The sequence below is a fragment of the Peribacillus sp. NPDC096447 genome (assembly GCF_044762725.1).
GTDB lineage: Bacteria > Bacillota > Bacilli > Bacillales > DSM-1321 > Peribacillus.
The window spans coordinates 396,085-414,280 of the sequence record NZ_JBIWEV010000001.1; the positions used below are offsets into that span (position 1 = coordinate 396,085).

The window sequence follows — 18,196 nt, forward strand, 5'->3', positions numbered from 1 at the left end:
AGGAAGCGAATAAGCCACCAAGCATCGGTAAAACCCCTGAGCATTGTGGAATGCATTCTCTGCCAATTCTCCTGAAACTTCAGAAACCGTTTGATTGGTCTCCTTCAGTATTCTTGGATAAATTAGGAGCCTATAGCCCATACTAAGAAAACGCGAACTGCAAAATCGATGTACAAAGATTCTTTGTGGCGTTTGAAAATTGGAATTTTCTAAATATACTTATATCCTACCCTAAGAAACTTATCTCTGCAATATCTTTTGAAGAGAAATATTTTTCTTACTTCACATATGAAATGTTCGGGTTTTGACCTTATATTAAGGAAATTATGATTTAAGAGGGAGTTATTTCTATGAAAATCAATATATCCTTCAATTCTGAATGGAATGACGAGTTTCTGCAAAAGATGGAAAATGACGGTCCATGGGGAAATTGGGAGCTTTATAAGCTGGCGGTTCAAATGGAGGAAAATCTTATCATCCCTGATTTTGAAGGTTTACAGGCGCCCAAGCACCTCCCGCAGTTAACCCCGCTTCCGCATCAATTGGAAGCAGCGAAGCAAGTGGTGGAAAAGATGAATGGAAAGGCCATTTTAGCTGATGAGGTAGGGCTCGGAAAAACAATTGAAGCTGGATTGATCCTAAAAGAATATATGATTAGGGGCCTTGTAAAAAAAGTTTTGATCCTTGTTCCTGCTTCCCTTGTCACACAATGGGCTTTTGAATTGAATACCAAGTTTCATATACCGGCAGTCGTTCAGAGAAAAAGCTATGTTTGGGACTCCTGTGATGTGGTCATTTCATCCATTGATACAGCGAAACGCGCTCCACATCGAGATATCATTTTCAAGCAGGAATACGACTTCATCATTATTGATGAAGCTCATAAACTTAAAAATAATAAAACGAAGAACTATGAATTCGTCCAAAATCTGAAAAAGAAATTTTGTTTACTCCTGACAGCCACTCCGATTCAAAATAAAGTCGAGGAAATTTTCCACCTCGTTTCGTTATTGAAACCGGGCCACTTGGGAAATGCCTCACTTTTTTCGGAAAAGTATAAAGGGAAAGGCCGCAACATAATTGAAGATGAACACCTAAAGGAACTTGTTAACACTGTCATGATTCGAAACCGGCGGGCCGATACTGGCATTGAATGGACAAAACGGCATGTGGAGACCATCACCATTGAATTTTCTCCAACGGAACAAGCATTGTACGATGCTGTTTCCAAATTCAAACCTATTTCGGATGGTTCTAAAGGAAGCGCCTTTTCGGCTCTCACCCTCCAAAGGGAAGCATGCAGCAGCAGAGAGGCGGTCTTTTATACATTAAAGAATATGAAAAATAAATATGATCAGCCTTCCCCTGACTTTTTGGCAAAGCTTGATGATTTATTTTCTAAAGTGAATGAAACGGTTCAAAACTCCAAGGCTGAAAAAGCTTTGGAACTGATTAAGAAAATTGATGATAAAGTCATTATCTTTACCGAATACCGGGCGACTCAGCTATATCTACAATGGTACCTACAGCAAAATGGAATTTCTTCAGTTCCTTTCCGAGGCGGTTTTAAGCGCGGAAAGAAAGACTGGATGCGAGAATTATTCCAAAAGAATATACAGGTATTAATTGCAACAGAAGCTGGCGGGGAAGGGATAAACCTTCAGTTTTGCCATCACTTGATTAATTTTGACCTGCCATGGAACCCGATGAGGCTCGAACAGAGAATTGGACGGATACACCGCCTTGGTCAGGAAGAAGATGTGATGATTTATAACTTTGCCACGAAAAATACAGTAGAAGAACATATTCTGAAGTTACTATATGAAAAAATAAATTTATTCGAGAAAGTAATCGGTGAATTGGATGATATCCTAACCAAACTGGATATTAACAACATTGAAGAATATTTGATTGATGTGGTAGGCGAATCCAAAACAGAGGGCGAAATGAAAATCAAGATGGATAATTTTTCATCGTTAATCCAATTCGCTCAATCAATGAAGGAAGGTGAGGTTCATGCAGCAACGGGAAATACATGATTTTTTGATAACTTACTTTAAAGCCAATGATTGTGAAATACTGGATAATGCACCAACCCACCTTTCAGTCCAATTGACGATTGATATGGATAAAGAATTAATGAACAGACCCTTTTATTGGCATTATCTAGAAAAAACAGGTGGCGTTCCGAACCCAGCCCAGATGACTTTCATTACCGATCCAGAACAAGCTCCATCCGATTTAAAGGGAGAAATGATTCATTTTGGCTCCCCTCGACTTCACCAGATTATTCAATCTACCAAAAAGCTGGCAGGGTATACTAGACTTTTTGAGGATACCCCTCCATCAAAAGGGGGAAATAACCCTTTGTTTCCTTGGCTGACACTGAATGTGAAAATATCCTATCAATGCGACCGTAAAAAGGATACCTTCATGTCGATCGGTCTGAATTTAATCTCAGGTGAGATCATGGAAAGGTTTCACCATCGGGTTTTACCGATAAAGGTCACCCCAAAAATACCGGATTACTCCTTTACGCTTTCACCGCTCATCATGCCCAAGAGCGGATTGGCAAGACTGGATACATACATCAGGACCAGTTTCGAGGATGATGACCATACCTGGGCAGAGGAAGCAATGCTTCGCTGGCAGAATGACTTGAATTTATTGGAGCATTTTTACAAGGATATGGACGAAAAAAGTGAGAGCTATTTTACCGAAAAAGATGCCTTAAAAGCTCAATATGAACCCAACATCCGAATATCCATCATCAACGGAGGTTTATTTTACCTTTCAGATAGGGCATTGGGATAAGTAAAGAACAATAAAAAAACAGATGCCCTAAATTCAGGACATCTGTTTTATTTTTTGATATTTTTCCTTACGAACATCGACAAAGCAAAAGGGACAATGCCAAACCAATGGGACATACCATGATTTTTATCCTCTTTTCTGTGACGGCGCTTTTCTTTTCGTTCTTTTTTCGTCAGATTAAAATACTCGACAAGCTGCTGAGTCAGATATTTAATATAAGCGTTTGTAGACATATAAAATCATCACCCTATGCAAAGTATGCCCCGTTTACGCTTCTTTTATTCCTTCGCTTGTTCCCTGAACACGTGTACCTGTCGCTTTCCATTTTAAAAGAAGGTTGATTTATCGTATTACACAGCCTGCTTTTCCAACCATTCTTTCACTTTCCCCGCTTCTATATCGTATTGAATGATGACCCTTCCCTCGCGGTCATTTTTAGTCGTGGAAGAAAACTCGATATAGACGTAAGGACCTTCTTCTTTCATTAAGGAATACCGCACCACACCATTAGGGTATGAAATTTCCCCCTGGATGATTTTTGGGATTTCTTCGCCCCACTCTGCCGTCACATCCTTGATCGCTAAATGGACAAGATGGTCGGCCACAAGCGATTCTTCCACTTCTTTATAAAACTTTTTATCAATGATAAATTGATCGATCATCAGTATCGTGAACATGATGAAAACACTCGCTACAATCATGACCATCGGGAAAACGACTCCTTTTTGATTATTCATCGACTTTCGTGCCATTCCTAAAGAAAGGATGAAATCTTCGACTGAAAGTAGTCCCTGCTTTATCCGTTATATTTATAACAATGACACTGCCATCCTTCTCAACCCGGAATTTCGAAATGTTCTGTAAGATGACCTCATGCCCCATACCATTCACTCGTCTTCGGACCTTATCTTCATATTGTTCAAACGATGATAATTGTTCATCTGAAAGCAGCAAATATAATTTATTTCCCATTACATCCTGAGCTTTGGAACTCCGGACCTCCTGCTTCATTTGCATAGTAAAGACCTCCCACTCTTTAGGATGCAATTTATCAACGGACCCCATCTGGGTGTGAATGATTGAAAAAAGCTGTAGAACAAAAAGGGACGTCGTCATTAATATCATTAAAGAAAAAAGCATTTCGATCATCGTAAAGCCATCATTTTTTCGCAGTATCACAAATGGATTCAAGATTACCCGATTCATCTTCATAACGTACACACCCTTCAATCATGCCCGGGAAATCCAAATGGTCCTTCCAAACCAATTCATAGGATCTTTTTTTGTAAATGATTTCCTGACCAATTGCTTGTATCTCCCCATCCATGAACGCCGTCAATTTTTCATATAATAAATGGTGGGCTTCTGTCCTTACGGCAATATCTTTCCGATGCGTCATTAACTCTTCAAGAATCGGTAAAATGGCAAGGATAAGGAAAATACAAATGGAAAATGCGGCCATCAGCTCAAGGTAAACGTAACCTTTACAATTTCTCAATCCGGAACCTCCCTTTACCGATATTGAGGACCAATTTGTACATTCCTTTTGACGTGTCAATCATAATCGTTCCGGCTTTTGAAGCATTTCCATATTGATTAAAATGGAAGCTAAACCCCAAAGTGCCACTTAAAAACTGAATATCCTTTGGTATGCTCCTCTCTAGAACGATCCCCTCCTTATAAGACGAAACGGTATAAACCTTTTTGGCATTATCAATATGGAGGTAAATCAAGCTCTCATGACTGATGGCATACTGCTGTGCATAGAAGAGATCTTCATGGAATTGAGAAAGAAATAGCCTATTTTCCATGCCTTTAGTGAAGCTAGGATATAGATTAGGACCGATGGAGATCAGGAGTACAAAAATAACGAGTACAATAAGGGTTTCAGATAGTGTATACCCCCCATTGGAATGCCTTATATTCACTTCTCTCCTACTCAACGACCGTTATCTTTCCTTTACTATCCAAACTAATATCATCCCCATTAGGACAGGATGTCTGTTTAAGATATCCTTGACTTTCCAATTCACCGATACTTCCGGGCAGTTTACCATTATCGATCTCATAAGCCTGTACCTGTGCTTGGGCCATCTTCACGAATGCTTCACATCCTTTGGACTGAATCATGGATTGGTTCTTTGTGATATTGGGGATTGTTATAATCAAAAGGATGGAAATTACCAGTAAAACAATAAGCATTTCAATTAGTGTAAAACCACGTTCATTCATCACTTTCTTCAACATATCCATCATGCTCCTGAAACCACCTGAATACCAGATGCCTTCGAGCATTTTCACCTCCGGAATACAATAATAAAATCCTATATACTTTCGAGCAGTGCGAACATCGGCAGCAAAACCGCCAAATAAATGGACACGATCAACAGACCTATCAGTGAAAACATGAGAGGCTGAATGACTTTTAAGATTGCATTCATTCTCTCTTCAATTCTCTCCAGTATAAAACGACTGTAATGAAGTAGCTCCGCATCAAGTCTGCCGTATTTTTGACCATTTGCAGCGACCACCGGCAAATTACCATCAAAATATGGAAGCTCCCGAAAAATCAATTCAAGTGATCTGCCCTCGATCAGATCATCCTTAATGATATTGCATAGTTTTTGGTAAAAAGGCTGCTGTTGATTTATCGAGAATAATTTAATGCTATCGTTAATGGATAGCCCTCCGGAGAGTAAGCCACTTAATTGGCTTGCGAAAAAATAAGTTTCGTATAATTTGATGAAGGTCCCGAATATCGGAATTCCCATCAAAATCCTCCGCTGCCTTAATGGGCACAATCCGTTAAACCAAAATCGTTTGAGTACATAAAAGAATAGGAGCAATCCGAGTAAAAAGAAGGGGAGTGCCGGAAGAATGAATGTGGAAGCTGACATTAATCTCAAGAGTGTATGCTGACCGACATCCATCGTGAAATAGATTGTCTGGAATTTAGGAAGGAGAACACTCTGAAGAATATAAAAAACGATGCCTACAAAAAAGAATAAGAATATAGGATACACCATTAACTTTTTTACTTTATCCATATCCTCGGTTCTTTTCTTCCAATATCGCCCTCCTTCTTTCAACGCCCGTTCCAGGTCGCCGTATTGTTCTCCATAAAATATATAACTTACAAGCTGCGGATGAAAGTTCAGATGGGTCAGCACCAAGTGCAGCGGGAAACCGTTCCTTAAATCGGCTTTAGCCTGAGTGAAGTCTTCCGCTTTCTTCTTTGATTCCTGAAATTCAAGAAAATGTAAAGCCTCCGCCAAGGGATAACCATGCTTCAATAATTCACCTAGCTTCGAAATAAAAACCGCCTGCTCTTTTACCCTCCATTTACTTTTTGGTTTCATGGTATACCAGCCGTTCATATTCCTCTGAATCCACATAGCCCATCGCAACCGCTTTTCCGATTTCATCCTTCAATTGGCGGTAGCCGACCGTTGCCATTCCTTTTTCATCTCCCATTATCCTGAGAACCTCAGCCAGGCTTTTTCCATAGAGCAATTCATATACACTGGCCCTTTTATTCCTGGCAGTCATTTTGCAAGCAAAGGCACAGTCCCCTTTACATGGAAGACATCGCAATTCAACCAGCCGCTGTGCTGTCACGCCAATCAAACTCTGTTCAACCTCAAGCAAGCTGACACCAAATTCCAGTAACCTGGAGATGGCGCCCTTGGCATCCCTTGTATGCATGGTTGTAAGTATCAAATGACCGGTTAATGCGGCACGCACTGCAATTTTGGCAGTTTCTGCATCCCTGACTTCCCCAACCATGATCACGTCCGGGTCATGCCTCAGGACAGCTTTTAGACCGACAGAATACGTAATGCCCGCCTTTTCATTGATTTGGACTTGCAGTACCTTTTCGGATACATTTTCAATGGGATCTTCAAGTGTAATGATATTTCGATTGATCATTTCGTGGGCATGGTGAAGCAGGGAATATAATGTCGTGGTTTTTCCACTGCCGGTCGGGCCGGTAAAAATAAGCATGCCATGGGAATGCTTCAGGAGTGCAATCAATTTTTGAACGGTGTTTGGAAATAAGGATAACTGTTCGAGAGGAAGGATATTCTGTTGGGGTATTAAGCGGATGACCAAACTTTCGAGATGGGCAGTGGGTAAAGTGGAAAGGCGGAGTCCGACAACCTGGTTTGCCAAATTAATGGTGAGGGCACCACTCTGGGGTCTCCTTTTCTCCCCTATATCCATCGAAGCAAGGAACTTCAAATGAGCGATCAGCCTTTCAGCTTCAAAGAATGATAATGTTTCCTGGGGTACAAGCTTATTGTCTATCCTGAATTGGATGAGAGGTCCCTCCCCCCGAAAAAAAATGTGGATATCCGATGCAGATTCCTGTATGGCACGGGTTAATATTTTTTCTGCGGTCTTTTCAATCGATATCAATTCATTCATCACCTCCTATATTTCTTGTTGTAAGGATTCGACAATCCACGACAAATTCCTGCACCAGAATAAAAAAAATTCCCGAAAAGAACTTCGAGAATCATCTTACATGCTCACTTTCAATTCAAGCCTTTGGGAAACCAAATTTCTTAAAGCGTCTACATTATGACCTATCACCAGTTTTTCCCCGTCTATGAGGATGGGCCTTCTTAATAACTTCGGTTCTTTTGTTAATAATTGGATGACATCAGAAAGCACCATTTCGTCAATATTAACTTGTAAGTCTTTGTAAGCTTCACTTCTTGTTGCTAAGACTTCATCAAGTCCTTCCGTTGTCAATTCAAGTATTCTTTATAACTCTGCTGCAGTTGGAGTTTCTCTGAATAAATGTCGTTCATCGAAGGAAACATGATTGGCCCTTAACCATTTTTTTGTTTTACGGCAAGATGTACAACTTGGGTACGAAAAGAAAGTTAACTGTGCCATACTAATCACTCCCCGTTCACATTTTGTATACAATTATAATATATATAATGATTGTATAATATTTGTACAATCAAAGTATAATTTTTTGCATTATAAAACAGTTTAAATTGTGAACTTTTTTTAAACTAAAGGGAGTTAGCGCTTTCTATTATTCCATTTTTTTCTGCCTGCATTATAATGAACATAGGTAAACTATGGAATACAGGAGGATGTAATGGAACAAACGTTAAAAATAACAAACGTGTTAGCAGATCCCACCAGATATTATATATATCAGCATATTGTGAACAACCATGGCGATGTATCGGTACAGCAAATTGCCGATTCTTTTAACATCCATCCAAATGTTGCCCGTCTACATTTGTCAAAACTTGAAGATATCGATATGTTGACCTCGGATGCCCGAAAGACCGGTAAAGGCGGTCGCCCAAGCCGGCTTTATCGATTATCTGATAAAGTCATTCAGCTTCATTTTCCATATAGGAACTATCAGCTGCTTTCCAGGATTGCAATCCAGACGATGATGACATTAGGGGAACAAGGAAAACAGGCTCTTTATGAAACGGGAAAAGCTTTCGGGGAGGAACTGATCAAGCAGCAACTAGCCCTGAACTCGAAGCCAATCGATCGAATTGCTTTTGCGGAAAAAGTCAGCATGCTTAAAAATGCGGCTACCATCGCAGGGTTATCTCCTGAAATACAAGCAAGCGAAGAAGAAAATAAAATATACTTTCGTATCTTCAATTGCCCGTTTAAGGAAGTTACTGAAGTGGAGCCAGGGACAATCTGCTCCATGCACAATTCATTTTTAGAAGGTATGTTCGAAGCCTTGTTTGATAATGTCAATATTGTGGAATTAGAAAATATGATGTCCAATTGTGCAGCATGCTCATACCAGGCTTCGGTTCTCACATAGAAACAAAAGGCATCCTTTACATTACCTTACAATTTCATTTATAATTATTTAGAATGTACACGACTAGACATAAGGAGGGATTCGGATGGAACGCATGTTCAGAGTATGTGGATTTTGGACAGGAATTATGGCAATTTTCTTTTATCTTGGCCATATGCATCAAACGTCTTTGCTTTTCTTTGCACAAACGATCTTTTTTGTACTTTTAAGTTATTTGAAATTATCTGAGCGCATGTATATTTATGTTTTCGGCGCCTATCTTACCGTTTTCTTTGCAGGATTTTCCTACTGGAGCGTATTTATGATGACTCCGGGTACTGCGCATTAAGAACAAGCAATATTACATAACCCATGAATTTTGATTCATGGGTTTTTACTTGTCACCATTCAGGAAAGATCCCTACATCATCTGCTAAATTCTTCGATTGAAGCAACACTTTGAAATGTTCACTAAATCCCCCTGGAACGATTAGCCCGCGAATTGCACGATTACGCTTCGCCGCTTTCGAGAATGGATCAGTTCCTTGATGGTCCCGCAATTCCTCTAATATCCCTGCTTTAAGCAAGAATTCATTTTGAAGAAAAAGCCCCTGATTGGAAAGATCCTTTCTTTTTCCAATCTCGATTAATGTGTCAAAATGGATATGTGTCGTCAGATCCATATCACCAGGATACAAAAGTGGATCTTTAATCATTTGGTGCTCATAATAGCCCCTCAAGCTCCCTTGAAGATGAGCTGGCTCCTTCCATTCCCTTTCGGTATAGCCATAATCAATTGTAAGGAGTATACCCGATTCCATACAGGAAACGATCTTCTCATATTCACGGACCATTTTTAGCGGAACTTCGTATCGCTGTTTTTCATTTAAGGTGATAGCTCGTTCTGTAAGGTAAGATAAAATGTCAGGGTTGTCCAAAGGTTCCCTCACCTCTACCAAATCGCCTTCCTTTTCAGTGACGAATACCTCTACGAGGACTCCCTTATACTTTTCAATCACATGTACAGGCAACGCGTCGAAAAGTTCATTTGAAAAGAGGATACCATTTACCTTCGTCCATTTTTCCAAACTGGCAGCAGAAACTGCCTGTTTGAACATCCCTATACGTTCTTGCTGAAGCCTTCTATGAAATGGACTTTCATCCACAAGGATATAAGTCAAAGAGTCCAATATCTGCGGTTCTATTTCCTTCATGGAAACGAGGATATCATAAGCGAGCTTACCGTCCCCTGCGCCGACCTCGATGATTTTTGGTGAAACTCCGCAGCTTTTTATTAAATAAACGAACCATCTGGCCAGAGATCTCCCAAATGCATCCCCAACATTGCCAGACGTATAAAAATCCCCTCTGGAGCCAATCTTCTTTTTTGCGCGTACATAGTAGCCTATATTTGGCGAATATAAAACAGCTTCCATATAGTCATGATAGGAAATTCTTTTTTGGGGGCTTCCTGCAATCAATTCCTTTAAGTGATTTTTCAACACAATGCCTCCGTCTCCATGATCTTCCATCATATGAAAATTAAATGTTCCTTTTCAAAACACATAAATAAGTTTTTTATCGACAATTACTCAAAACTAAAATTTAAAGTTCACAAAATGTCCAATTTTTTCATCTCGCAGTCATAAGCGTGACATCATTACAAAATGAATGTTTTCGACAAATCTTAGTTCAGAGCTGAACCAAAATCATGCACACAAGGCAAGGCCCCGGTTTTTATATTCAGTATAGTTCTGGAAATGACCCATTTCAATATTTTTACATAATTAAGAACTTAAAAAACAGGTGCCATTCGGCACCTGCAAAAGTCATTATCTCAAAAAGGGATTAGTATTCTTTTCATCCAGAATGGTCGTGACAGGCCCATGACCAGGAAAAACGATCGTATCATCAGAAAGTGTCAGCAGCTTCGTTTCAATGCTATTTAACAGCACTGCCTCGCTTCCGCCTATTAAATCGGTTCTGCCTACGCTTCCTTGGAACAAGACGTCCCCTGAAAATAGGAGCCGCTGCTCCTTGGCATAATACGAAACGCTCCCTGGTGAGTGTCCGGGGGTTTCGAATACTTCGAAAGTGAATCCCCCAATAGTAAGTTCTTGCTCATTTGCCAGGAAGTGATCGGCAGGCTTCATGCGCATTGGATTTTCCGGGAACCAGTTTTGAGAACCATTCAATGCGGGATCAAGTAGCCACTTGGCCTCTTTTTCATGAATATATGCAGGTATCCCATAATGATCCCGAATAGCATCAAGAGCACCGATATGGTCAAAATGTGCATGTGTCAATAAAATCGCCAAAGGCTTTAAATTTTTTGTTTGTATGTACTGTATGATTTTCTGCGGCTCTTCACCCGGATCGAAAATGATGCAATCCTTTCCATCGGAAACTACATAACAATTCGTTTGCAGCGGGCCTAGAGGTATTTGTGTCCATTTCATTTTCATCAACTCCAATATGATTTTCTATCTTCATCTTACACTAATTAAGCTGCTAATGTTAATCCAGTTTACTCAAGTCATAGAAGTGTCACCTATTAAACCTCGACAAATAATTGAAAAAATATTAAGATATTAACAAATGCAATCTTTTCTACATATTTTTGGTAGTTGCTTTATTCTCTGGGTATATTATTAGGGATTAAGTATTCATTACGAAAAAAGGGGGTTTTGACATGATATTAATGGTAGTTTTCGGACTTGTGGCTATATTAGGAGTAGTAGCTGTGTTTACCTCATTAAAAAAGAGAAACTTCTTAGGATTCATTTTTGCTGCCGGCAGTGCAGTCGTGTTTGGCTGGTTCACTGTCATGACTGTCATCAACAGCGGTTTTCCAGTGGCCCATTGAAGAAAAAAGCTCGCCATCCGGCGAGCTTTTGTTTTAGGTCATCATGTTTGTTTGAACAATCTTTGTATTTGATGGGTTTTCATATCAATGATTTTCTCAAATTGATATCCATATAAGCAGAAGTTGCCATCAAGCGAACAGCTTAATGGTTCATTTTCCATGTCCTTCATCAATTCTTCTTGTGTGCCTTTTTCCCAATTTAATTTAGTTAAGGTAAACCTTCCCTCATATTGGTCCGCATCTTTTGATTCATTAGGAATAAATGTTATCAATTCCTTGTCTTTTTCAATGAAATCATAGGATGGAATCACCCAATCTGAAAAGCTTTTCAATAGTGGTACGGAAAAAGAGTGGATCGGCTTGTTTGTTGGATCATAAAATGCATATGTACCCCGATCTTGTTTTTCTGTCTCCACTTGAATCGTCATCAGCGCTTGTTTCATTTTTTTAAAGTGAATGACATCGAGCATAAGGCTGTCCGTTCCATCCCCATTAAGCGCTTTACTTTCTAGGGGTGCCGTCAAAGCAGGTTCTTCCCTGTCCCAATCGAGAAACATCAAATCTTTTTCACTTGCCCATTGAGCAAAGGGCTGTGGAAAGTCCAGAGTTTCCATTGTTTGTTCATCTGGATTCAACACATAACTGTTGTATGTCCAATCTTCATAAAAACTCGATAAAAACAACCGGCCATCTTTAAATGAATTCCACTCATAAGCTAATTCATAGGCTGGGATCGCCACGGAATACAGTGGATTTCCCGTTTTATCGAGTATTGTGATTGATGCTTTACCCGAAGAGGTGAAGGACGATAACAAAATATGCGTACCAGACGGACTGATCGATACTTCAGAAAACTCCAAAGCCGGCTGATAGAAAACGGAAGTAGCATTCGTTTCCAAATTCCATGCCATCAGCTGGGATAATTCATTACCATCCCGCTTCACAGAATATAAAATGGTTTTAGAATCCAGCCATCCAACAATGGCTTCGATTTTATCCGTTTCTGCAGTCGGGACCTTTAATTTGCTTACTGAAGTTTCCAGGTTTGATTGGGAGTGTTCTTTTTCCGTATCATTTACGGGTTTACTAAGGTCCTTGGAAGGCTCACAAGCCGAGATAAGAAGGATAGTGGAGATAAATAATGGGATGAAACACAACATCTTACAAATGGTAAGCCGCATACAAAGTGCTGCTTTGGATACTTTAATCTCCACACACCTCCCACTTCAAAACTAAAACGCCTGGCATATGTGAGCGAGACATTAGAAAGAGAGTAAGGATTAACCAATCGAATCCTTACGACTTTCATTATAAAGTAAAAAAGAGAAAATGTGGCGAATAATTATCTTATATTTTTTTGGAAGTATAACCCTTAGTGGGAAATGTATCACATATAAAGGCCTGCCACCAATATCTTGACGGTATCTTCATATATACCAGGCAAATGGGATAGCGGAAGCGGATTGATGCCCTTTCCCAATTCGATTGTGAAACCGCCGCGTTTGAATTCATGAATGAACCAATCTTTATACCCGGCATGGCTGTCAACGTATTGTACGGCCCGATATCCGCTGCGTTCCTCAAACTCCCTTGCAACATTCGCTGCCTCTTCAGGTTCATGTCCCTCATATCCCCAATAGAATTCTTTTCCCTGGGTGTGAAGTGCAAGCACTCTTTCAAAATTCCGCCTCATTGCCAGCTCCTTCATGGCCAATGCTTCTGGTTCTGATAACGCGGTCTCTCCTGGAAAATCTCTTGGCGCAGGGGCTTTTGGAATCTTTCTACGCTTTTCAATCTCCCAATTGGCAGGATATTGATTATTCAGGTCTACACCGCGGATATTAGCTTTCCAAGCATAAAAGGCAGGATTGCCATTGTTTATTTTTAAAACATCGACCTTCCCCTCTGCCGCCTCCTCCCCCTTTAAGACAAGCTCGACTCCATCCGGATTCACCATTGGAACCATCGAAATGGTCATATCCCGATAGAAGGGCATACAATCCATTCCGCAAAGTGTACGATCATTCGTTACTGCCAGCAGAAAATCATTCAGCCATTTCATCAAAACCGCCGAAGTGATCCATTCATTAGCATGGAATGAACCGTTATAATGTATGATCTTATCGCCTTGACCGATCCTTACCTCAAGGAGTTCTTTTCCCAACACACTCCTCCCGATCGATTCAACCTTAATAAAGGGGTAATGAAAAGAAAGAGTATCAAGATCGTCAAGAAGTGATTGATAATCATAGGGCTTGTCGGTGACAATCATCGGTTTCATGACCCGGACGGGTACGGAAAAAGGTTTTTGTCCACCTTGATTCAACAATGATACCCCATCGATGGGCAGGTGATATTGCAAAGCAATTTCGGCAAAATCGATATCTAACCGGGACTCTTCCTGAACAATGTATCCAGGTATCTGTACTTCCATGCCATTTGGCAAAACCCCGCCAGTAATGGCGGGATTGGCATCCTCTATCAAAACTCGGGGAATTTGGAACAATTGACTGTAATATGCCAAATCATCCCCGCTTCTGCTCACGACTTTCATTCAGCCTCCGCCCCTTTCATTGTTTTATCTTTATGAAGCGAAAGACAGAAAGATGTTCAGGAAGTCTCACGTGTTTCATAATTGTAATGGGTACTGATTTTCCTGAAGAAACAAAAAAACCTGGATTGCGCCAGGTATGAGTAGACAAACTCGATGAAAATCACCTACAGTTTTTTAAGGGTTTATTGCAATTTGAACGTCGATTTCCACTTCAGGCACTCGCTTTCCGCGGGCGGTCCGGGAGCCTCCTCGGCGCCTTTGCGCCTGCGGGGTCTCCCCTGGACGCGTTTTTCCCGCAGGAGTCTCGCACTTTACGTTCCAATCAACTTTGTTTTAACTTTTAGATAGGACACTATTGTCTACAGTCTTTTTTGTTTTAGTATTAAAACTTGATGTACAAAAGATACTTTCAAAACATGATTCTATTCAGTGATATCGGCTTGAAATGATTACTTTAGATCAATTGATGCCATCGAAACGATTTTGTAGTCGGCACGATTGTAACACGAGATATGATAGGAATATCCTAAAATTCTATAGCGGAAAAGTTGATTGGAAGAGTTAGAAAACCGAAAGCTGTTGTCGCAGGTGCAGCTTATAAAACACCTGCGATTACGTGATACTTATTATCGTGAGTAGCAATCACCGAAACATAATTGCGCAACGAGTTCTTTTTTAGCACAATATACGGAAAGAAAAGATCATCAAAAAGTAGTTACATGTCAAAATTAAAGCAAGAATAAGTGGAAGAATCACGAGAGGTCAACTGTTTCTCTAAACCTGCTTCTATCAATTCCAATAAAGAATCAAAAGGTTTCGGAATGAAACCATCTCGAAACCTTTTTATGTACAAATTGAAACCTGGATTGCGCCAGGTTTCTTTTTTCAACGTTGCTCATAAAATCGGAGCAAATCCCCGTAAATGATTTTGTCGGAGTAATCAAGCTCCTGTTTCGCCTTTTCCAAATACTTCTCACATGAACCCTTTTCAGTCACCGCTTCAGTCTTTTTATCATAGCAGGTATCCATTGTATAGAGATAATCCTTCGTGATGAAACTGCTATCGCGAAGAACGGTGAATTCTAATTTCTCTTCAGAAAATAGATCTTTGCCGAATTCGATATAATCATCATTTTCAATCCCCAATAAATGAAGGAGTGTCGGCCTTACATCTATTTGGCCGGAAACGGTGGAAATCGTTTTTCCCTTCTGACCGGGGATATGTATGATGAGCGGGACACGCTGAAGTTGGATGGATTCGAAAGGCGTGATTTCCTTCCCAAGGAACTGGCTCATGGCAGAGTTGTGATTTTCCGAAATTCCATAATGGTCCCCATATAGCACAATTATGGAATCCTCATATAATCCATCACGTTTCAAATCGCCGATAAATCGTTCCAAGGCTTCGTCCGTATAACGTACGGTCGGAAAATATTGATTCAATGTTTTGGAATTTGAATCGTACGGCTCCAATGTCCGGTCTTCCTCATTCAAAGTGAATGGAAAATGATTGGTTAACGTTATGAACTTGGCATAAAAAGGCTCAGGCATCCTCTTCAAGTGAGAGATTGATTGTTTGAAGAACGATTTATCATTCAAACCCCAATTGATGGAATTCCCTTCAGAGACTTTGTATTCATCGCTATCGTAAAACTGCTGGTACCCAAGAGAATCGTACATTATGTCACGATTCCAAAAGCTTTTATTATTGGCATGCAAGGAAGCCGTATAGTAACCTTCTTCCGTTAAGATTTCGGGGGTGGCTTTGAATTCATTTTGGGCATGAGTGAAAAATACTGCACCTCTGCCTAAAGGATAGAGGGAATTCTCAATAATGAATTCTGAATCGGAGGTTTTCCCCTGGCCAGTTTGGTGATAAAAGTTATTGAAATAATAGCTCTCTTTAATGAAGTCGTTCAGAAAAGGAGTGATTTCTTCACCGTTTACAGTTTTATTGATGACAAAGCTTTGAGTGGATTCCAATGATACAAGTATCACATTTTTGCCTTTTGCCAGACCATAAAGATCATCATTAGCCTCTTTTTGATTGGCACGGACATAATTTTCAATTTCCGACAATTCACTGCCGTCCGCAAGGGCACGTTGAGCTGATGATTTCGTCTGTAATATTGCATCATAGAGGTGATAATGGTACGTACCGATATTCTTAACGAGGATTTCGCGGTCAAACGTTCTTGTCAGTAGTTCAGGACGCGTTGCTTCAGCTAAAGCTAAGTTAAAAAATGTCACTCCTAAAGCGATTAACATAAAGAATTTACGATCCTCTGGATTGTATCGACATTCATGGAATGTTTTTGGTTTGTATTTCAGCAGCAGCATCAAGAAAAGGATATCGACAAAATACAATAGGTCACTCGGATTGATCAATTCATGTACACTGCTTCCAAGGTCGTTCATATTGCTCGTTTGAAAAAGAACGGGAATGGTTAAAAAGTCATTGAAAAAGCGAAAAAAAACAAGGTTGGCAAAGAGGACGAAGGTGATGGAAAAACTCATGATCAATAAATATGCTGTCCTTCTATTTTCCTTTAAAAATATATGCACGCCAAGAGTAAGCAAAAGGAAACTGACAGGATTGATGAATAGTATGAACTCCTGGAGCCAATTATCAATATCTATCTCAAAACTTGTTTTATAAGCAATATATGTTTTAAGCCAAAGTGAAATGAATACGACCGAAAACAATGAATATCCCTGTTTTATGAAGACCCTTTTCAATCTTGGTCCCTCCTCATCGAAGAAGCGCCGGAGCCATGGTCCAGAGCGCCTCAATCATGGGTCATGGTTCTCCCCTCTGTTTAAATGCAGGAACGATTGCCCCACCCCTCAAAACGGGGAACTTTTTCAAGATTCCATCTTTTTTCTTATACCGTTAATACAGGGCAGCAAGGGATCACGTATTCAGTTGGCATTTAATGAGCCAGGCTCCACCTATCACCCCTGCATCATTGCCTAGTGTGGCCAGGCTGATTTTCGTTGATTTACTAACCCGTTTGAATGCATACTTTCCGAAGGCAGCACGGACAGGATCAAGCAAAATGTCCCCCGCTTGTGAAACTCCCCCGCCAATTACGATTTTATCTGGATTCATGACATTCCCAACATGTGATAGTGCCAGCCCCAAGTAATTGCCTACCTTATCCACCACAGCTTTGGACAAAGGATCACCTGCTGCAGCGCATTGGAATAACAGTTTGGAAGTAACCGTATTTCCCTCGTCGACTTTCTGCTGAAGCAATGACTTTTCATCAGCGGTATTCAAGGCTTCTAAAGCCATACGGACGATTCCCGTTGCCGAAGCAACCGTTTCCAGACAACCAGTCTTGCCGCAATTGCATGGTGCCCCTCCGTCCGTTACGACCGTTATATGCCCTATTTCTCCAGCAGCCCCACTGGTACCATGGACGATTTGCCCATTATGGATGATCCCGCCGCCTACACCCGTTCCCAGAGTGACACAAACAAGATCTTTGGCACCATTACCGGCACCTTTCCACATTTCTCCCAAAGCTGCCATATTGGCATCATTATCGATCACAGCTGGAAGAGATGTCTCCACTTCCAATAAATCTTTTAAAGGATAGTCCTTCCAGCCTAAATTGACGGCTTCATATATGGAACCGTTAACAAATTTCACAGGGCCTGGAGCACCCATTCCTATCCCTACAATCTTACTCTTCGGTTCATTAAGTTCCACGAGCTTCGCATCAATTGCTTTGGCTATATTAATCGTGATGAATTTTCCCTTTTCGGAGATGTCCGTGCTGATTTCCCATTTATGAATAATCTCTCCGTATAAATTGATCAGAGCCAGTTTGGTAGTTGTACCGCCTAAATCCACACCCATCAGCCACTTTTCCATCATAATCACCTTTTTTATCAATTTTTTTTCTGTTTTTCCCTTTCAAGAGACAATTGCTGCCTAATTAAAAGGATCGCCATTTGATAATCTTTCGTATCCATCATCTGCATACGGTGGATTTCCCTTATTTCGGCTTCCATCATTTCAAGCTCGGCTAAGCGATCACCAATATAGATAAATGTACCGAATCTTTTCAAGTATTGTTGAAGATCATAATAAGTTTTCATAGTAAACCTCTTTACTCTTTTCTTTAGGAAAGTATATCGAATCAGCCTTTTT

General features: G+C 40.3%; 20 protein-coding genes and 1 pseudogene. 5 read left to right on the forward strand and 16 right to left on the reverse strand.

Annotated elements, in window-relative coordinates:
* Nucleotides 1–350 precede the first annotated feature (350 nt).
* Both ACIQZD_RS01970 and ACIQZD_RS01975 read left to right on the forward strand, forming a co-directional pair.
* Entirely contained in the window at nt 351–2,039 is a 1,689-nt protein-coding gene (locus tag ACIQZD_RS01970; RefSeq protein ID WP_402897623.1) for a DEAD/DEAH box helicase, read from the forward strand.
* Nucleotides 2,017–2,814, forward strand: coding sequence for a YqhG family protein (locus ACIQZD_RS01975; RefSeq protein WP_402897625.1), 798 nt, complete (start codon nt 2,017–2,019; stop codon nt 2,812–2,814). Before ACIQZD_RS01970 ends, ACIQZD_RS01975 begins: the two co-directional genes overlap by 23 nt.
* Before the next feature lie 47 nt (nt 2,815–2,861).
* Here the strand turns inward: ACIQZD_RS01975 and ACIQZD_RS01980 are convergent, their stop codons facing one another.
* The 9 genes and pseudogenes from ACIQZD_RS01980 to ACIQZD_RS02020 form a co-directional block, all read right to left on the reverse strand.
* On the reverse strand, nt 2,862–3,047 hold the full coding sequence (locus ACIQZD_RS01980) for a YqzE family protein (protein WP_063233067.1): 186 nt from the start codon (nt 3,045–3,047) through the stop codon (nt 2,862–2,864).
* Between the two features lie 117 nt (nt 3,048–3,164).
* Nucleotides 3,165–3,551: a competence type IV pilus minor pilin ComGG gene (gene comGG, locus ACIQZD_RS01985; RefSeq protein WP_402897627.1), complete on the reverse strand. Its 387-nt coding sequence runs from the start codon at nt 3,549–3,551 to the stop codon at nt 3,165–3,167.
* The gene (comGF, locus tag ACIQZD_RS01990; RefSeq protein ID WP_402897629.1) at nt 3,544–4,026 is read right to left on the reverse strand and encodes a competence type IV pilus minor pilin ComGF; all 483 of its coding nucleotides are present in this window, start codon (nt 4,024–4,026) and stop codon (nt 3,544–3,546) included. The genes comGG and comGF overlap by 8 nt, the downstream gene beginning before the upstream one ends.
* Nucleotides 3,974–4,312: a hypothetical protein gene (locus ACIQZD_RS01995; RefSeq protein ID WP_402897631.1), complete on the reverse strand. Its 339-nt coding sequence runs from the start codon at nt 4,310–4,312 to the stop codon at nt 3,974–3,976. The genes comGF and ACIQZD_RS01995 overlap by 53 nt, the downstream gene beginning before the upstream one ends.
* Complete coding sequence (gene comGD, locus ACIQZD_RS02000) at nt 4,299–4,742, reverse strand: competence type IV pilus minor pilin ComGD (protein ID WP_402897633.1); 444 nt, start codon at nt 4,740–4,742, stop codon at nt 4,299–4,301. Before comGD ends, ACIQZD_RS01995 begins: the two co-directional genes overlap by 14 nt.
* Nucleotides 4,743–4,749: 7 nt before the next feature.
* Nucleotides 4,750–5,109: a competence type IV pilus major pilin ComGC gene (gene comGC, locus ACIQZD_RS02005; protein ID WP_402897635.1), complete on the reverse strand. Its 360-nt coding sequence runs from the start codon at nt 5,107–5,109 to the stop codon at nt 4,750–4,752.
* 29 nt (nt 5,110–5,138) lie between these two features.
* Nucleotides 5,139–6,173, reverse strand: a complete 1,035-nt coding sequence (comGB, locus tag ACIQZD_RS02010; protein WP_402897637.1) for a competence type IV pilus assembly protein ComGB — start codon at nt 6,171–6,173, stop codon at nt 5,139–5,141.
* On the reverse strand, nt 6,157–7,242 hold the full coding sequence (gene comGA, locus ACIQZD_RS02015; protein ID WP_402897639.1) for a competence type IV pilus ATPase ComGA: 1,086 nt from the start codon (nt 7,240–7,242) through the stop codon (nt 6,157–6,159). Before comGA ends, comGB begins: the two co-directional genes overlap by 17 nt.
* A gap of 96 nt (nt 7,243–7,338) precedes the next feature.
* A pseudogene (locus tag ACIQZD_RS02020) lies at nt 7,339–7,719 on the reverse strand (Spx/MgsR family RNA polymerase-binding regulatory protein).
* A 214-nt stretch (nt 7,720–7,933) separates the two neighbouring features.
* Here ACIQZD_RS02020 and ACIQZD_RS02025 point away from each other — a divergent pair.
* Together ACIQZD_RS02025 and ACIQZD_RS02030 are read left to right on the forward strand one after the other, a co-directional pair.
* The gene (locus ACIQZD_RS02025) at nt 7,934–8,635 is read left to right on the forward strand and encodes a helix-turn-helix transcriptional regulator (RefSeq protein ID WP_402897641.1); all 702 of its coding nucleotides are present in this window, start codon (nt 7,934–7,936) and stop codon (nt 8,633–8,635) included.
* A gap of 85 nt (nt 8,636–8,720) precedes the next feature.
* Nucleotides 8,721–8,963, forward strand: a complete 243-nt coding sequence (locus tag ACIQZD_RS02030; protein ID WP_076365317.1) for a DUF2626 domain-containing protein — start codon at nt 8,721–8,723, stop codon at nt 8,961–8,963.
* Nucleotides 8,964–9,015: 52 nt separating this feature from the next.
* Here the strand turns inward: ACIQZD_RS02030 and ACIQZD_RS02035 are convergent, their stop codons facing one another.
* Together ACIQZD_RS02035 and ACIQZD_RS02040 are read right to left on the reverse strand one after the other, a co-directional pair.
* Entirely contained in the window at nt 9,016–10,116 is a 1,101-nt protein-coding gene (locus ACIQZD_RS02035; protein WP_402897643.1) for a class I SAM-dependent methyltransferase, read from the reverse strand.
* A gap of 330 nt (nt 10,117–10,446) precedes the next feature.
* Nucleotides 10,447–11,073 carry an MBL fold metallo-hydrolase gene (locus ACIQZD_RS02040; RefSeq protein WP_402897645.1) on the reverse strand — a complete coding sequence of 209 codons (627 nt, stop codon included), beginning with the start codon at nt 11,071–11,073 and terminating at the stop codon, nt 10,447–10,449.
* 233 nt (nt 11,074–11,306) lie between these two features.
* Between ACIQZD_RS02040 and ACIQZD_RS02045 the strand changes: the two genes are divergently transcribed.
* Complete coding sequence (locus ACIQZD_RS02045; protein WP_101222560.1) at nt 11,307–11,480, forward strand: DUF2759 domain-containing protein; 174 nt, start codon at nt 11,307–11,309, stop codon at nt 11,478–11,480.
* Nucleotides 11,481–11,521: 41 nt separating this feature from the next.
* On the opposite strand, the gene ACIQZD_RS02050 is transcribed toward ACIQZD_RS02045, so the two are convergent.
* From ACIQZD_RS02050 to ACIQZD_RS02070, 5 genes are all read right to left on the reverse strand, one after another.
* A complete protein-coding gene (locus ACIQZD_RS02050; RefSeq protein ID WP_402897648.1) occupies nt 11,522–12,694 on the reverse strand; it encodes a YqgU-like beta propeller domain-containing protein in 1,173 nt (390 codons plus the stop codon).
* Nucleotides 12,695–12,867: 173 nt separating this feature from the next.
* Complete coding sequence (locus ACIQZD_RS02055) at nt 12,868–14,034, reverse strand: M14 family metallopeptidase (RefSeq protein ID WP_402897650.1); 1,167 nt, start codon at nt 14,032–14,034, stop codon at nt 12,868–12,870.
* A gap of 885 nt (nt 14,035–14,919) precedes the next feature.
* Nucleotides 14,920–16,773, reverse strand: a complete 1,854-nt coding sequence (locus ACIQZD_RS02060; protein WP_402897652.1) for an LTA synthase family protein — start codon at nt 16,771–16,773, stop codon at nt 14,920–14,922.
* Nucleotides 16,774–16,948: 175 nt separating this feature from the next.
* Nucleotides 16,949–17,920: an ROK family glucokinase gene (locus ACIQZD_RS02065; protein ID WP_402897654.1), complete on the reverse strand. Its 972-nt coding sequence runs from the start codon at nt 17,918–17,920 to the stop codon at nt 16,949–16,951.
* Nucleotides 17,921–17,934: 14 nt separating this feature from the next.
* Nucleotides 17,935–18,144, reverse strand: coding sequence for a YqgQ family protein (locus tag ACIQZD_RS02070; RefSeq protein ID WP_101222565.1), 210 nt, complete (start codon nt 18,142–18,144; stop codon nt 17,935–17,937).
* Nucleotides 18,145–18,196 lie beyond the last annotated feature (52 nt).

Bases quoted from the DNA above. Each gene is read 5' to 3' on its own strand.
- ACIQZD_RS02065 (WP_402897654.1), bottom strand. From the start codon at position 17,920: ATGATGGAAAAGTGGCTGATGGGTGTGGATTTAGGCGGTACAACTACC.
- ACIQZD_RS02030 (WP_076365317.1), top strand. From the start codon at position 8,721: ATGGAACGCATGTTCAGAGTATGTGGATTTTGGACAGGAATTATGGCA.
- ACIQZD_RS02040 (WP_402897645.1), bottom strand. From the start codon at position 11,073: ATGAAATGGACACAAATACCTCTAGGCCCGCTGCAAACGAATTGTTAT.
- comGB (WP_402897637.1), bottom strand. From the start codon at position 6,173: ATGAAACCAAAAAGTAAATGGAGGGTAAAAGAGCAGGCGGTTTTTATT.
- ACIQZD_RS02055 (WP_402897650.1), bottom strand. From the start codon at position 14,034: ATGAAAGTCGTGAGCAGAAGCGGGGATGATTTGGCATATTACAGTCAA.
- ACIQZD_RS02070 (WP_101222565.1), bottom strand. From the start codon at position 18,144: ATGAAAACTTATTATGATCTTCAACAATACTTGAAAAGATTCGGTACA.
- ACIQZD_RS02045 (WP_101222560.1), top strand. From the start codon at position 11,307: ATGATATTAATGGTAGTTTTCGGACTTGTGGCTATATTAGGAGTAGTA.
- comGC (WP_402897635.1), bottom strand. From the start codon at position 5,109: ATGCTCGAAGGCATCTGGTATTCAGGTGGTTTCAGGAGCATGATGGAT.
- comGA (WP_402897639.1), bottom strand. From the start codon at position 7,242: ATGAATGAATTGATATCGATTGAAAAGACCGCAGAAAAAATATTAACC.
- ACIQZD_RS01975 (WP_402897625.1), top strand. From the start codon at position 2,017: ATGCAGCAACGGGAAATACATGATTTTTTGATAACTTACTTTAAAGCC.
- comGF (WP_402897629.1), bottom strand. From the start codon at position 4,026: ATGAAGATGAATCGGGTAATCTTGAATCCATTTGTGATACTGCGAAAA.
- ACIQZD_RS01980 (WP_063233067.1), bottom strand. From the start codon at position 3,047: ATGTCTACAAACGCTTATATTAAATATCTGACTCAGCAGCTTGTCGAG.
- ACIQZD_RS02025 (WP_402897641.1), top strand. From the start codon at position 7,934: ATGGAACAAACGTTAAAAATAACAAACGTGTTAGCAGATCCCACCAGA.
- comGG (WP_402897627.1), bottom strand. From the start codon at position 3,551: ATGAATAATCAAAAAGGAGTCGTTTTCCCGATGGTCATGATTGTAGCG.
- ACIQZD_RS01970 (WP_402897623.1), top strand. From the start codon at position 351: ATGAAAATCAATATATCCTTCAATTCTGAATGGAATGACGAGTTTCTG.